General features: G+C 70.8%; 11 protein-coding genes. 3 read left to right on the top strand and 8 right to left on the bottom strand.

Annotation, left to right across the window (positions count from 1 at the left end):
• Positions 1-18 precede the first annotated feature (18 nt).
• The 3 genes from ASF28_RS01885 (at position 19) to ASF28_RS01875 (ending at position 4,296) form a co-directional block, all read left to right on the top strand.
• Positions 19-2,592, top strand: coding sequence for a heavy metal translocating P-type ATPase (locus ASF28_RS01885; RefSeq protein ID WP_056086914.1), 2,574 nt, complete (start codon positions 19-21; stop codon positions 2,590-2,592).
• Positions 2,593-2,648: 56 nt separating this feature from the next.
• Positions 2,649-3,044 carry a MerR family DNA-binding protein gene (locus tag ASF28_RS01880; RefSeq protein WP_370692887.1) on the top strand — a complete coding sequence of 132 codons (396 nt, stop codon included), beginning with the start codon at positions 2,649-2,651 and terminating at the stop codon, positions 3,042-3,044.
• A gap of 82 nt (positions 3,045-3,126) precedes the next feature.
• The gene (locus ASF28_RS01875; protein ID WP_056086907.1) at positions 3,127-4,296 is read left to right on the top strand and encodes a M20 aminoacylase family protein; all 1,170 of its coding nucleotides are present in this window, start codon (positions 3,127-3,129) and stop codon (positions 4,294-4,296) included.
• Positions 4,297-4,316: 20 nt separating this feature from the next.
• Here ASF28_RS01875 and truB read toward each other — a convergent pair whose 3' ends face one another.
• The 8 genes from truB to ASF28_RS01835 all read right to left on the bottom strand — a co-directional run bounded on the left by truB (position 4,317) and on the right by ASF28_RS01835 (position 14,037).
• Positions 4,317-5,360, bottom strand: coding sequence for a tRNA pseudouridine(55) synthase TruB (gene truB / locus ASF28_RS01870; RefSeq protein ID WP_056086904.1), 1,044 nt, complete (start codon positions 5,358-5,360; stop codon positions 4,317-4,319).
• 136 nt (positions 5,361-5,496) lie between these two features.
• A complete protein-coding gene (gene rbfA, locus ASF28_RS01865) occupies positions 5,497-5,925 on the bottom strand; it encodes a 30S ribosome-binding factor RbfA (protein WP_056086901.1) in 429 nt (142 codons plus the stop codon).
• A 181-nt stretch (positions 5,926-6,106) separates the two neighbouring features.
• On the bottom strand, positions 6,107-6,982 hold the full coding sequence (locus tag ASF28_RS01860) for a hypothetical protein (RefSeq protein WP_056086898.1): 876 nt from the start codon (positions 6,980-6,982) through the stop codon (positions 6,107-6,109).
• 186 nt (positions 6,983-7,168) lie between these two features.
• Positions 7,169-10,090 carry a translation initiation factor IF-2 gene (gene infB / locus ASF28_RS01855; protein ID WP_056086895.1) on the bottom strand — a complete coding sequence of 974 codons (2,922 nt, stop codon included), beginning with the start codon at positions 10,088-10,090 and terminating at the stop codon, positions 7,169-7,171.
• Entirely contained in the window at positions 10,091-10,909 is an 819-nt protein-coding gene (locus tag ASF28_RS01850) for an RNA-binding protein (protein ID WP_056086893.1), read from the bottom strand.
• 98 nt (positions 10,910-11,007) lie between these two features.
• A complete protein-coding gene (gene nusA, locus ASF28_RS01845; protein WP_056086891.1) occupies positions 11,008-12,612 on the bottom strand; it encodes a transcription termination factor NusA in 1,605 nt (534 codons plus the stop codon).
• A gap of 75 nt (positions 12,613-12,687) precedes the next feature.
• Positions 12,688-13,467: a ribosome maturation factor RimP gene (rimP, locus tag ASF28_RS01840; protein WP_056086889.1), complete on the bottom strand. Its 780-nt coding sequence runs from the start codon at positions 13,465-13,467 to the stop codon at positions 12,688-12,690.
• Between the two features lie 210 nt (positions 13,468-13,677).
• Positions 13,678-14,037, bottom strand: a complete 360-nt coding sequence (locus ASF28_RS01835; RefSeq protein WP_056086887.1) for a hypothetical protein — start codon at positions 14,035-14,037, stop codon at positions 13,678-13,680.
• Between the last annotated feature and the right edge of the window lie 68 nt (positions 14,038-14,105).

Here is a 14,105-nt window from a genome sequence, read left to right as displayed (position 1 = left end):
AAGCCCCACATCGGGGGAATGACACCGTCTCCCGCTTCCCCCTCCCGCCGCCTCGACCTGCCCGTCACCGGCCTGTCCTGCGCGTCCTGCGTCGGCCGGGTCGAGCGTGCCCTGGCGGCCCTGCCGGGCGCCTCGGAGGTCGCCGTCAACCTCGCCACCGGCCGGGCGAGCCTGCACCTCGCCGGAGCCGACGCCGATGCGGCCGTGGCCGCCATCGTCCGGGCCGGCTACGCCGTCCCCGAGGCGACGACGGTGGTCGAGGTCGGCGGCCTGTCCTGCGCGTCCTGCGTCGGCCGGGCGGAGCGGGCCCTGGCCGGTGTCCCGGGCGTGACCGCGGCCTCCGTCAACCTCGCCACCGGCCGGGCCACCGTGCGTCACGCCGAGGGAGCGGTCGCCTTCGAGAACTTGGCGGAGGCCGTCCGCCGGGCCGGCTACGAGCCCGCGGCGGCGTCCGGCGGTGCCGCACCCGAACGCGGAGAGCGCTGGGCTGAGGAGAGCGTCACCGTGCGGCGCGATCTCGTCGCCGCGTCCGTCCTGTCGGCCCCCATCGTGGTGATCGACATGGGCGGCCACCTCGTTCCCGGCCTCGCTGGCGTCGTCGGCGGAGCCGGGTTCGCCTGGGTCCAGGCCGCGTTGGCGACCCTGGTCCTGGCCGGTCCCGGTCGCCGGTTCTTCGGCCACGGCATCCCGGCCCTCGCGCGCGGCCGCCCCGACATGAACGCCCTCGTCGCCCTCGGGGCGGGGGCCGCCTACCTGTATTCCCTGGTCTCGGTCTTCGCGCCGGACCGGCTGCCGCCCGGTACCGCGCATCTCTATTTCGAGGCGGCGGTCCTCATCGTCACCCTCATCCTGCTCGGCCGCACCCTGGAGGCGCGGGCCAAGGGCCGCACGGGCGCCGCCATCGCGCGCCTCGTCGGATTGGCGCCGGCCACCGCCCGCGTGATCCGGAACGGCGCGGAAGTGTCCGTGGCTCAGGCGGAGCTGCGGCTCGGCGACGTGGTCCGGGTGCGGCCCGGCGAGCGCGTCGCGGCGGACGGCACCGTCGTCGCGGGGACGACCTACGTCGACGAGAGCATGGTGACGGGCGAGGCCGTACCGGTGTCCAAGGGCACCGCCGCCACGGTCATCGGCGGAACCCTCAACACCACCGGCAGCATCGACCTCGTTGTCGGCGCCGTCGGCGCCGAGACGGCCCTGGCGCGGATCGTCGCCATGGTCGAGGCGGCGCAGGGCGCCAAGCTGCCGATCCAGGCCCTAGTGGATCGAATCACCGCCTGGTTCGTCCCCGCCGTGATGGCGGCGTCCGCGCTCACCTTCCTCGCATGGCTCGTCCTCGGCCCGAGCCCGGCCCTGGGATTCGCCCTCGTCAACGCCATCGCGGTGCTGATCATCGCCTGCCCGTGCGCCATGGGACTGGCGACCCCGACCTCGATCATGGTCGGAACCGGTCGCGCGGCGGAACGCGGCGTGCTGTTCCGCAACGGCGCCGCCCTGCAGGCCCTGCGCGACGTCCGCACGGTCGCCCTCGACAAGACCGGTACCCTGACGGAGGGCCGGCCGCGCCTGACCGACCTCCATCCGGCGCCGGGGTTCTCGGCCGACGAGGTCCTGGCCCTGGCGGCCGCCCTCGAATCGCGCTCCGAGCACCCCATCGCGCGGGCCATCGTGGCGGCGGCCGAGGCGCGGGGGCTCGGCCTCGGAGCGGTGACGGGGTTCGAGGCCGTTCCGGGGTTCGGGATCGCCGGCCGCGTCGGCGGACGTGCGGTGGCCGTGGGCGCCGCCCGCCACATGGCGCGTCTCGGCATCGCCACCGGGGACTTGGCCACCGGGGACTTGGCCACCGGGGACTTGGCCACCGGGGACTCGGCGGCCGGGGACTTGGCGGCCGGGGACTTGGCCACCGGGGACTTGGCCACCGGAGACTTGGCCACCGGAGACTTGGCCACACGGGCGGCGTCCCTCGACGCGGAGGGGCGCAGCCCCCTCTACGTTGCCGTCGACGGGTGCCTCGCCGCCCTCCTCGCCGTGGCCGACCCGATCAAGCCCGGTGCCGTCGAAGCCGTGGCCGCGCTGAAGGCGCGCGGATTGACCGTCGCCATGGTGACGGGGGACGCGCGCGGCACCGCCGAGAGCGTGGCCCGGGCGCTGGGGATCGGGACGGTGTTCGCGGAGGTGCTGCCCGGCGGCAAGGTCGAGGCCGTGCGCGACTTGCGGGCGCGCCACGGCGCCGTCGCCTTCGTCGGCGACGGCATCAACGACGCGCCGGCCCTGGCCGAAGCCGAGGTCGGCATCGCCATCGGCACGGGCACGGACATCGCCGTCGAGAGCGCCGACGTGGTGCTGATGTCGGGCGCCCTGGAGGGCCTCGTCACGGCCCTCGGCCTGTCGCGGGCGGTGATGCGCAACATCCGCCAGAATCTGTTCTGGGCGTTCGCCTACAACGTCGCCCTGATCCCCGTGGCGGCGGGGGCCCTTCACGCGTTCGGCGGGCCGCTGCTGTCGCCGGTCCTGGCGGCCGGCGCCATGGCCCTGTCGAGCGTCTTCGTCCTCGCCAACGCCCTGCGCCTGCGTCGGGCAGGGGGGGAGTCGTGACCACGGCGCCCGTGACCATCGGCGAGGCGGCGCGCGTCACGGGCGTCTCGGCCAAGATGATCCGCTACTACGAGGAGACCGGCCTCGTCGCGCCCGCCGCCCGCACGCCGGGCGGCTACCGCCTCTACGGGCCCTCCGATCTCCATGCCCTGCGTTTCATCCGCCGGTCCCGCGACCTCGGCTTCTCCGTCGAGGACATCCGGACGCTCCTCGCCCTGTGGCGCGACCGCGGGCGAGCGAGCGCCGAGGTGAAGGCCGTGGCCCTGGAGCACGTCGCGGACCTGCGCCGGCGCATCGCCGCCCTGGAGGGGATGACCCGCACGTTGAGCCGGCTCGCCGAGACTTGCGGTGGGAACGCGCACCCCGATTGTCCGATCCTGGACGATCTCGCGGGCGATGATCAGCCGACCGCCGCGAGTCCGAACCGCGGATTCAGGCCGGCGCGGCATTGACCCCGCGTGTGGCCCCTTGTTTGCTGGATCGACGCCCAACGACGCCCGTCCTGAGAGTTCTTACCTCTCGAAAGTCAGTCCCATGCCCGTCCTCGACCGGATCGCAGCCCTGGCGCCGGAGATCACCGCCTGGCGCCACGATCTCCACGCCCATCCGGAACTGCAATACGACGTCCATCGCACCGCCGGCTTCGTCGCCGACAAGCTCAGGGCCTTCGGTTGCGACGAGGTCGTCACCGGCATCGGCCGCACCGGCGTTGTCGGGGTGATCCGGGGGCGGGCGCACGGCTCGAATCGGGCCATCGGTCTGCGTGCCGACATGGACGCCCTGCCGATCCAGGAGGTGCGCGACCTGCCCTACCGCTCGACGAACCCCGGGAAGATGCATGCCTGCGGCCACGATGGCCATACGGCGATGCTGCTCGGCGCGGCGCGCTATCTCACCGAGACCCGGGAGTTCGACGGCACGGCGGTGATGATCTTTCAGCCGGCGGAGGAGGGCGGCGGCGGCGGCGAGGCCATGGTCCGCGACGGGCTCATGGAGCGTTTCGGCATCGACACCGTCTACGGCCTGCACAACATTCCGGGCCTGGCCCTCGGACACTTCGCCATCCGGCCCGGCCCGATCATGGCCTCCACCGACCGCTTCACCATCACGGTGGAGGGCAAGGGCGGCCATGCCGCCCAGCCGCACGCCGCCATCGACAGCGTCCTCGTGGCGAGCCACATCGTGGTGGCCCTGCAATCCATCGTGGCGCGCTCCGTCGACCCCCTCGACAGCGCCGTGGTCTCGGTCTGCGCCCTGGAGGCCGGAGAGGCGTTCAACGTCCTGCCGCAATGCGTGACCCTGCGCGGCACCATGCGAGCCCTGTCGAAGCCGGTGCGGACGCTGGTCCAGGGCCGGATCGAGGCGGTGGTGAGCAACGTCGCCGCGGCCTTCGGCGCACGCGGGGCCATCGTCTTCGGCAGCGGCTATCCGGTGACCGAGAACCACCCGGTGGAGACGGACTTCATCGCCGACGTGGCCGCCGGGCTCGTCGGCGAGGCGCAGGTCGACCGCGCCGTGGCGCCGATGATGGCAGCGGAGGATTTCTCCTACATGCTCGCCCACCGCCCCGGCGCCTACATCTTCCTCGGCAACGGCGACAGCGCCGGCCTGCACCACCCGGACTACGACTTCTGCGATGCGGCGGCGCCCTATGGGGCGTCTCTGTGGGCCCGCGTCATCGAGACCGGGCTGCCCCTGCGCTAGGGCGCCCGGTTCGGGTTCGATCAGCCGCGCTGGGGGGCGGTGCCGCCGAGGTGGAACACCCGGTGCGGCACGAGTTCGCCGCGCTCGACATCGCCCACCGCCACGAGGATGCCGCCGCAGGTGGCGAAGGCCTTTCCTTCGACGGGGGCGTCGCGTCCGCGCAGGATCACCGGCTGGCCGCGCATGAGCCGCAGCGCCATGTCGCGCGAGACCGGCACGGACGGAACGGCATCGAGCGCCGTCTCGACGGGATGCAGGTGCGGGCCGTTCCCGTCGGGGCCGGCCTCTTCCAGGGTGGCGACGACGCAGGATTCGGCCTCGGCGAAGGGACCGACGCGGGTGCGGCGCAGGGCCGAGACGTGGCCGTAGCAGCCGAGCATCCGCCCGAGGTCGCGGGCGAGCGCCCGGACATAGGTGCCCTTGCCGCACTGGGCCTCGATCACCGTACGCTGGCCGTCATGCTCCACCACGGCGAGGTGGTCGATCTGGACGGGACGCGCCACGAGCACCACCTCCTCGCCGTCGCGGGCGAGGTCGTAGGCGCGCTCCCCGGCGATCTTGATGGCCGAGTAGCGCGGCGGCACCTGCTCGATGGCGCCGACGAAGTTCGGCAACGCGGCCTCCACGGCCCCGCGTTCGGGGCGCGCATCGCTGGTGGCGACGGGCCGCCCCTCGGCGTCGTCCGTGTCCGTCTCGATGCCCCAGGTCACCGTGAAGACGTAGGCCTTGCGGCCGTCCATGACGAACGGCACCGTCTTGGTCGCCTCGCCGAGGGCGATGGGAAGAATCCCCGACGCCAGGGGGTCGAGGGTCCCGGCATGGCCCGCCTTCTTGGCGTTGAAGGCCCGCTTCACCACGGCCACCGCATGGGTCGAGGTCATGCCGACGCCCTTGTCGAGGATCACCCAGCCATTGACGTCGCGGCGCTTGGGCCGGTCGGGGCGCGGACCGCCGCGCGGCGGGCGACGACCTTCGGCGGGACGGGTGTCCGCGGCCGTGTCGTCCGCACCCTGGGACGCCGGGGCGACCTCATCGGGGGATTCGATGATCGTGTCGTTGGTCATGCTGTCCTCGGTCGAGGGACGGGGCGCGCGCGGGCCAGGGCCGTCCGGTCTTGGTATCTGGAAAAGATGGCACGGGAAGGCCCGGCGTTCCTCGGGGACGCCCGGCATTCCGCCTGGCGGGGACGGCGAAGGGGCCTCAGGCCGCCTCGGGGTCCGAATCGTCCCCGTCGGACTTCTGCGATTCGAGGTCGCGCCGGACCTTGTCGGTGCGCAGGATGGCGTCGATCCGGTCGGCCTCGTCGAAGGTCTCGTCGCGCAGGAAGCGCAGGTCGGGCGCGAACTTGAGGTTCACCCGGCGGGCCACTTCCTGGCGCAACGCCTTCTTGTTGCGCTCCAGTGCGGCGATCACCGGCGCCTCGTTCTGGCCGCCGAGCGGCATGATGTAGGCCGTGGCGAGCTTGAGGTCCGTCGACATGCGGACCTCCGGCACGGTGATGACGTGCGCGCTCAGCACCGGGTCCTGGATATCGCCGCGCTGCAGCACCTCCGCGATGGCGTGGCGGATGAGCTCGGCCACCCGCTGCTGGCGCTGCGTCGGTCCGGTCGGGGTCTGTCTCTGGGCCATGAACGGTTCTGATCGTCTTGTCGAAACGGCCGGATGGCGGCCGGACCCGGGTCGGCCGACCGCTTGACGGCGGGGCATCGCGGGGTGGCCGCCAGCGGAGCGTCGCTGATACGGAGCATCGGTGCGCCGCCGTACGGATACGGAAGCCGGGCAGACCGAAGCGGGTGTCGAAGGCGCTGTCTTAACGCAAATACTCGTTCTGGATATAGGCCTGTTGCGCACGTTTCGCCGTGGCCGGAGTGCGGGCCGGGTGATCGTGGATGTGCGCGGCGAACATCCGGTCGATCCACTGGGCGTTCTTGAAGATGCGCTTCGAGCGCAGGAGGTTGAACGGTGCGATCTTGCGCAGCGGGTGTGCGGCGTTGAACTCGGCCACCGCCAGGAGTTCGCCGTTCCACGGGTTGCAGCCGTCCATGGCGACGTCGTCGAGGTAGACGGGGACGATGGGCAGGTACTGGTCGGGCGCGCCGTCGAGGATCGGCAGGGTCCGGACGGTGGACGAGTAATAGTCCACGTCCACGGCCACGAAGCCGATGGGGGCGTCCGGTCCCACGCTCGCGAGATAGCCCGGGATCGTTTCGGAAACGTCGCCGATGAGAAGGCGGCAGCGCGCCGGCAGGGAGCGGCGCAGGGCCTCGAAATCCATCGGATAATCGCCCTCCTGGAAATACTCGGGCAGGTCGCGGTGGTCCACGGCCGGGGGCATGCCGGTACCGGTGTCGAAGCCGACGACGTCGATGGCGACGCCGGTGGCGGCTTCCGTGTGCGCGGCGAGCTCGCACATGTTGAGGAGGCCGGCCCCCGTGGCGACGCCGAACTCGAGGACGGCGATCCGCTTGAGGCCGAGCTTCCGCGCGGATTCCGCGGCGAACAGGATCGGGTAGGCGTATTGCTGGCGCACCACGAGGTCGAAGGCGACCTTCGCCGGGTAGCTGCCGAACAGGGCGACGCCCGCCGAGATGACGTTGAGGTGCAGGGGCTCGGTCAGCCGCTCGACGAAGATCTTCCGGTACTTTCCGTCTTTCAGCGCCCGCCGCAGGGCGTAGGATTGCAGCATCGATGGCTCCGCCGAACCCGGGGGTGGTTCGCTCTTTCGCACATTAGCCCAGCACGGGATGTCCGTCCGTCCGGCAAGCTTCCGAAACCGGGGAAACTCTCCCTTAATCTTAATCGCCTCGTCCAACAAAAAAGGGCCGCAACGCGAGGCTGCGGCCCTTAATCAAACTGTGTCCGTCGCCGCCCCTCAGAGCGTGCGGCGGATTTCCTCGACCCGGTAACACTCGATGGTGTCGCCGGCCCGCATGTCCTGGAAGTTCTCGAACGACATGCCGCACTCGTAGCCGGAGATGACCTCCTTGGCGTCGTCCTTGAGGCGCTTGAGCTGCGAGAGCTTGCCCTCGTGGATGACCACGCTGTCGCGGATGAGGCGAACGTGGGCGCCCCGCTGGACGACACCGTCGGTGACGCGGCAACCGGCGATCTTGCCGACCTTCGACACGTCGAAGATCTGCAGGATCTGGGCTTCGCCGAGACGCTCCTCGCGGAGCGTCGGCGGCAGCATGCCCGACAGGGTCGCTTTGATGTCGTCCACGAGGTCGTAGATGATGTTGTAGTAGCGGATCTCGACGCCCTTGTTCTCGGCCGACTCGCGCGCTTCCTTGTGGGCCCGCACGTTGAAGCCGATGACGACGGCCTTGGAGGCCTCCGCCAGGGTGATGTCCGACTCGGTGATGCCGCCCACACCTGCGAGCAGGATGCGCGCCGACACCTCGTCGTTGCCGAGCTTCTCCAGGGCGCCGTTGATGGCCTCCACCGAACCCTGCACGTCGCCCTTGACGACGAGTGCCAGTTCCTTGCGGCCGGCGCCTTCCTTGAGGTCGCGCATCATATCGACGAGCGAACGGTTGGCTCCACCCGTGCGGGCGGCGATGCGCTCGCGCTTCTGACGGGCACGATACTCCGTGACCTCGCGGGCACGGGCCTCGTTCGGCACCACCGCGACGCGGTCGCCCGCATCCGGCGTGCCGTTGAAGCCGAGCACCTCCACCGGGACCGAAGGCCCGGCGTAGGGAACGTTCTCGCCCTTGTCGTCGATGAGGGCGCGGACGCGGCCCCACTCGGCGCCGGCCACCACGATGTCGCCGGTGAACAGGGTGCCGCGCTGGACGAGCACGGTGGCGACGGGGCCACGACCGCGATCGAGCTTGGCTTCGATGACCGTGCCCTCGCCGTCGCGCGCCTCATTGGCACGCAGGTTCAGGATTTCGGCCTGGAGCTGCAGGCCCTCGAGAAGGTCCGGTAGACCGTCGCCGGTCTTGGCCGAAACCTCGAACTCGAGGGTCTCGCCGCCCATCGACTCCACCTGGATGTCATGCTGCAGCAGTTCGGTACGGACCCGCTGCGGGTTCGCGTCGGGCTTGTCGATCTTGTTGATCGCCACGATGAGCGGCACGCCGGCCGCCTTGGCGTGGGAGATCGCCTCCACCGTCTGGGGCATGACGCCGTCATCGGCCGCCACCACGAGCACGACGACGTCCGTCACCTTGGCGCCACGGGCACGCATCGAGGTGAAGGCCGCGTGGCCGGGGGTGTCGATGAAGGTGACCATGTCGCCCGAAGGCGTGGCCACCTGATAGGCGCCGATGTGCTGGGTGATGCCGCCGGCCTCGCCCGAGACCACCGTGGTCTTGCGGATGGCGTCGAGCAGCGAGGTCTTGCCGTGATCGACGTGACCCATGATGGTGACGACGGGGGGACGGGGATCGAGATCCTCCTCCAGGTCCGGCTCGTCGCTGAACAGGCCTTCCTCGACGTCCGACTCCGCGACGCGGCGCACGGTGTGGCCGAGTTCCTCGGCGATGAGCTGCGCGGAATCCGAATCGATCACATCGGTGATCTTGTGGATCTCGCCCTGCTTCATCAGCAGGCGGATCACGTCCACGGCCCGCTCCGACATGCGGTTGGCGAGTTCCTGGATCGTGATCGTCTCCGGGATCGTCACCTCACGCGAGAGCTTCTCTTTCTGCTCGACGTGACGGTTGCCGCTCATGCGCTGCTGGCGACGGCGGAACGAGGCGACGGAGCGCGTGCGCTCGTCCTCGCCCGAGGTCGCCGTGGCGATGGTGAGGCGTCCACGGTTGCGGTCGCCGCCCGGCTGCTTCGGGGTCTTGGGCGGCGTGATGATCTTGAGCGGCATGCCGGGGCGACGGATCACGCGCTTCTGCTCGTTCTCCTCCTCGGCGGCCTGGGGACGGCCCGGTGTGCGGGCCGTGGTGGCGGCACCAGCCGGACGTGCGGCGGTGGCCGTCGTCGGCGTGGTCGGCTCCGGCTCGGGGGCCGGGGCGGGGCGCGCCATGAAGTTGAGATCGCGCGGCTTGCGAACGTCGGCCGTGATCGTCTTGCGCGGCTCCGAAGAGGCCGGGCGGGCGGTCAGGGGCGGACGCGCCGCCGGAGCGGCGGGCGCTGCGGGACGCGCCGGAGCCGGAGCCGCAGCGGTGGGAGCCGTCGTGGCACGCGGGGCGGCCGGGGGGGCGCGCACGATGGTGGGCGCCGCCGGCATCGGCGCCGTCTTGGAGACGGGCGGCGCCGCAGCAGCGGGCGCATCCTCGGCGGCGGCGGACTTCGACGCTTCCTTGGCCGCTTCCTCGGCGGCACGACGTGCCTCCTCAGCCGCGGCGGTGCGGGCCTCTTCCTCCTGGCGGCGGCGGGCTTCCTCGTCGCGCTTGCGCGCTTCGGCGGCGTCACGCTCGCGCTGCTCGGCGGCCAGACGCTCGCGCTCGGCGGCGGCCTCGGCCTCCAGGCGCTGCGTGGCTTCCGCCTCGCGACGCTTGGCGTCGGCGAGGGCTGCCGCGCGGGCGTTGCTCTCCTGCTCGCTCAGCGTCCGCAGGACGACGCCCGACGCGGAGCGCTGGGCCTGCCGCGGGGCCGCCGGCGGCGGCGGGGGAGCCACGCGCGTCGCCGGAGCGACGGGTGTCGTTTCCCGCACGGGAGCGGCCGGGGCCGCGCCGATGACACGGCGCTTCACCGTCTCGACCACGACCTGCTTGGTGCGGCCATGGGAGAAGCTTTGACGCACCGTTCCCTGCTCGATCGGACGCTTCAAGGACAGCGGCTTCGAAGGGGGTCTTGCCTGCGTCTTGTCGCCCGGATTGTTCGTATCGCTCATTCAGTCCAAACCCTGAGGGTTTCCATCGTCCCGTGAACCGGCAAACTGCTGTGCGCCGGGCGAATCCGTCACTTCGTCGTCGTGCAGATCGGAAGCGGTTCGCCCATAACGGACGGAACCGGCCTCCTCGGCCGTCGTCGCCAAACCTTCGAAGGAACGGAGCCGACGCCAACGCGCAAGGCAGCCGGAACTCCCGACTCCTGCGACAAGAGCCGCGTGTATCACATGATCCCGGCCCAAGGCCACGCCCAATTCTTCGTTGGACAGGCTGTCGATGACCGGAATGCGGGATATGGCACCCGCATGGCGCCGGTGCAATGCCGCCGCGATCTTCCGGCGGCCGTCGGCACTGCCGTCATGGGCCTGGATCACCGCCGCGACGCCGGCCTTCTCACCGATGGCGGCCTCGACCTTGGCGAAGCCCGCCACCACGCAGCCGGCCTTGTTGGCGAGCGACAGGGACTGCCGCAGGTCGGCCCGCAGGCCTTCGGCGATCCGGTCGGCGAGGTCGGCCGGTGCGACGGCGTCCTTGGTCTTGAACGCCCGCTGGAACACCCGCTTCTTCAGGGCCTCGGCCACCACCGCCCGCGTCGGCGTGAGCCAGGCACCGCGCCCGGGGAGTTTTGCGCGCAGGTCCGCCACCACCTCGCCGTCGGGCGACAGGACGAAGCGGATGAGGTCGCCCGGCGGATGCTTGGTGCGGGTGACGAGGCAGGTCCGTTCCGCACCCTGGCGGCCACGGCCGAGCCCGGCATCGAGCGCGTCGCTCAAGTCCGCCTCGGGCACCTCGGCCGTCGGATCTTCGGGGTGGGGGACCATGGCGGCGGAACGGTTCCGGGAGAACGTTGAAACGCAAACGACGACGGAGGGGACGGGGTTCACCCGTTCCCTCCGTCGAGGGGTCGAAACCCGTGCGGTCAGGCTGAAGCGGGCGCCTCGGCCTCCTCGGAATCACCCTCGGCGGGCTCCGCCGGGGCCTCGATCCAGCCGGCATGGACGCGGGCGGCCATGACCATGGCCTCGGCCTCCGTGCGGGACACCTCGAACCCGTCGAGGTAGCCGGCGTGGCGCGTCGCCTCGGGGCCGCGCCCCTCGGTGTAGCCGACGAGGTCGTCGGTGGCGCAGCCGGCCAGATCCTCGATGGTCTTCACGTCGTTCTCGCCGAGCGCCACCAGCATCGGGGTGGTGATGCCGTCAATCTCGCGCAGCTCGTCCTGCACGCCGAGCTCCTGGCGCTTGGCGTCGAACTCCGATTCGACGCGGGCGAGGTGGTCCTGGGCGCGGGCCTGGATCTCGGTGCCGCTCTCCTCGTCGAGACCCTGGATGTTGGCGAGCTCGCCGGCCTCGACGTAGGCGATTTCCTCGACGTTCCGGAACCCCTCGGCCGCGAGCAGCTGGCCGACGGTCTCGTCGACGTCGAGGGCTTCCATGAACACGGCGGTGCGCTCGGCGAATTCCTTCTGCCGGCGCTCGGATTCCTCGGCCTCGGTCAGGATGTCGATATCCCAGCCGGTGAGCTGGGAAGCGAGGCGCACGTTCTGGCCGCGGCGGCCGATGGCGAGGGACAGCTGGTCGTCAGGCACCACCACCTCGATGCGGTCGGCCTCCTCGTCGAGCACGACCTTCACCACTTCCGCCGGCTGGAGGGCGTTGACGATGAAGGTCGCCTGATCCTCCGACCACGGGATGATGTCGATCTTCTCGCCCTGGAGTTCGCCGACCACCGCCTGGACGCGGGACCCGCGCATGCCGACGCAGGCGCCGACGGGATCGATGGAGCCATCGCGCGAGATCACCGCGATCTTGGCGCGGGACCCCGGATCGCGGGCGACGGCCTTCACCTCGACGATGCCGTCGTAGATCTCCGGCACTTCCTGGCCGAAGAGTTTTGCCATGAATTGCGGGTGCGAGCGTGAGAGGAAGATTTGCGGCCCGCGCACCTCGCGGCGCACGTCGAACAGGTAGGTGCGGATGCGGTCGCCCGGACGGAAGGTCTCGCGGGGAATCATCTCGTCGCGGCGCACGATGCCCTCGCCGCGGCCGAGATCGACGATGACGTTGCCGTACTCGACGCGCTTGACCAGGCCGTTGACGATTTCGCCGATGCGGTCCTTGTACTCGTCGAACTGGCGGTCGCGCTCGGCGTCGCGCACCTTCTGGACGATGACCTGCTTGGCCGATTGCGCCGCGACGCGGCCGAAATCGAACGGCGGCAGGGTGTCGGAGATGACGTCGCCGACGAGCGCCCCCGGATTGTAGCGCCGGGCCTGATCGAGGGTGACCTCGCGGGCGTCGTTCTCGACCTGATCCACCACCACGAGGTGGCGCGACAGGCGCAGCGCCCCGGTCTTCGGGTCGATCTCGGCATGCACGTCCGTCTCGGCGCCGTAGCGCGAGCGGGCGGCCTTGGCGATGGCCTCCTCCATGGCGTCGATGACGATGGAGCGGTCGATCACCTTCTCGCGCGCGACTGCTTCGGCGATCTGCAGGAGTTCGAGCCTGTTGGCGCTGACGACGGCCATCGGTTTTCGTCCTTCTCTTCGGCGTGAGATGTTTTCGTGATCGCGCCCGTTTTTCCGGGCGCGATCAGGGCGTTTCTAGTGAAGCTTGCCGTCGTCCTTCACCCGCACCGCCTTGGTGCGGATGGGCTTGGCTTTGTTCTGGGCCTTGATGGCGAGGCTCGCCTCGGTCTCGATCTTCTCGGGCTTGGGCCGGGCCGAAGCCTTCGGCTTGAGGGGCCGTGAGATCTTCTTCTTGAGGGGCGGCGCCGGCTCGGCCTCGGGGCCGTCTTCCTCCGCGTCCGCGTCCTCGTCGTCCAGCATCGGCGGCGGGCCGCCGCCCCGGCGCAGGGACTCGCGCACCAGATCGTCGGTCAGGACGAGGTAGGCGTCGCCGAGATCGCGCAAGGGCAGATCGATCCGGCTCGGCAGGCCTTCCTTCACGTCGGGCAGGTCGATGGGCACCGTGAGCCCGTCGGGATTGGGGACGCGGATGATCCCACGGAACCGCTTGCGACCCTCGAGGGGCACGGCCAGTTCGATCTTGGCCTCGTAGCCGGCCCAGCGCTCGAAATCGATGGCCCGCACCAGGGGACGGTCGATGCCCGGCGACGAGATCTCGAGGTAGTACGGCTTGCCGATGGGGTCATCGAGGTCGAGGAGCGGCGAGATCGCCCGGCTCACCGCCTCGCAATCGTCCACCGACATGGTGCCGTCCGGCCGCTCGGCCATGATCTGCACCGTGCAGCCATTGGCGCTCGAGACCCGCACCCGGACCACGCGAAAGCCGAGGCCCTCGATGGAAGCCTCGATGACCTGGACGACGCGCGCGGCGACGCCGGTCTCGGTGATCAGACGTTTTTCGGGAGTGTCCGCCATGCTGGGTGCTACGTCCGGCCTTGCGTGAGGTGATCCGGCGGCGCGAGGCATTGCGGCAATAAAAAAGAGCGGACCCGGTGGGGCCCACTCCCGAACCGCAGCCTCAAGACTGCAACCAGAACTGATGACCTTCAAGTAGTCCCGTCGCGATCCCGTTTCAAGCGTTTTCGCGCGGCTGGCCCGTGAACCCCCGCCCCTCGGGTCGCCGGCTCAGCGGCCCGAGCCCAGCATCATCATCCGGAGCTGGCTTTCCAGGCGATCGAGGCGCTCGGCCGTCGCCTTCCGGGCGCAGCCCTGGAAACCATCGCCGGCGGAGAACCCGATCTCAGGATGGTGCCGACATTCGAGGAGGGGCGGCCCGAGGACGACGCAGAACGCCACGCCGAGCACGATGGCGATGTTGGCGGCGGCGGCGACGAGCCAGGTCCGGCCGCTGCCGAAGGCCTTCCCGTCGGAGGACGCGGATCGCGTGGCATCCGTAGCCGCCGTGAGGTCGCGCACGGTCTGGGTGTGGGCGCGCCGGCCCGCCATCAGCCGATCGAACGCGATATCCCCGGACGCCTTCGACATCACATCCCCCCGTCCGGTTCGATCGCCCCGGGCTTCCACCGACCTCGGCCACTCTGCCGGACCATTCC

Source organism: Methylobacterium sp. Leaf99 (genome assembly GCF_001422375.1).
Lineage (GTDB): Bacteria > Pseudomonadota > Alphaproteobacteria > Rhizobiales > Beijerinckiaceae > Methylobacterium.
The sequence above is the reverse complement of the archived record's forward strand: the minus strand, read 5'-3'. Positions and strand labels throughout refer to the sequence as shown.

Coding starts and splice junctions, on each gene's coding strand:
- ASF28_RS01885 (WP_056086914.1), top strand. CDS start 19: ATGACACCGTCTCCCGCTTCCCCCTCCCGCCGCCTCGACCTGCCCGTC.
- ASF28_RS01880 (WP_370692887.1), top strand. CDS start 2,649: ATGATCCGCTACTACGAGGAGACCGGCCTCGTCGCGCCCGCCGCCCGC.
- ASF28_RS01875 (WP_056086907.1), top strand. CDS start 3,127: ATGCCCGTCCTCGACCGGATCGCAGCCCTGGCGCCGGAGATCACCGCC.
- truB (WP_056086904.1), bottom strand. CDS start 5,360: ATGACCAACGACACGATCATCGAATCCCCCGATGAGGTCGCCCCGGCG.
- rbfA (WP_056086901.1), bottom strand. CDS start 5,925: ATGGCCCAGAGACAGACCCCGACCGGACCGACGCAGCGCCAGCAGCGG.
- ASF28_RS01860 (WP_056086898.1), bottom strand. CDS start 6,982: ATGCTGCAATCCTACGCCCTGCGGCGGGCGCTGAAAGACGGAAAGTAC.
- infB (WP_056086895.1), bottom strand. CDS start 10,090: ATGAGCGATACGAACAATCCGGGCGACAAGACGCAGGCAAGACCCCCT.
- ASF28_RS01850 (WP_056086893.1), bottom strand. CDS start 10,909: ATGGTCCCCCACCCCGAAGATCCGACGGCCGAGGTGCCCGAGGCGGAC.
- nusA (WP_056086891.1), bottom strand. CDS start 12,612: ATGGCCGTCGTCAGCGCCAACAGGCTCGAACTCCTGCAGATCGCCGAA.
- rimP (WP_056086889.1), bottom strand. CDS start 13,467: ATGGCGGACACTCCCGAAAAACGTCTGATCACCGAGACCGGCGTCGCC.
- ASF28_RS01835 (WP_056086887.1), bottom strand. CDS start 14,037: ATGTCGAAGGCGTCCGGGGATATCGCGTTCGATCGGCTGATGGCGGGC.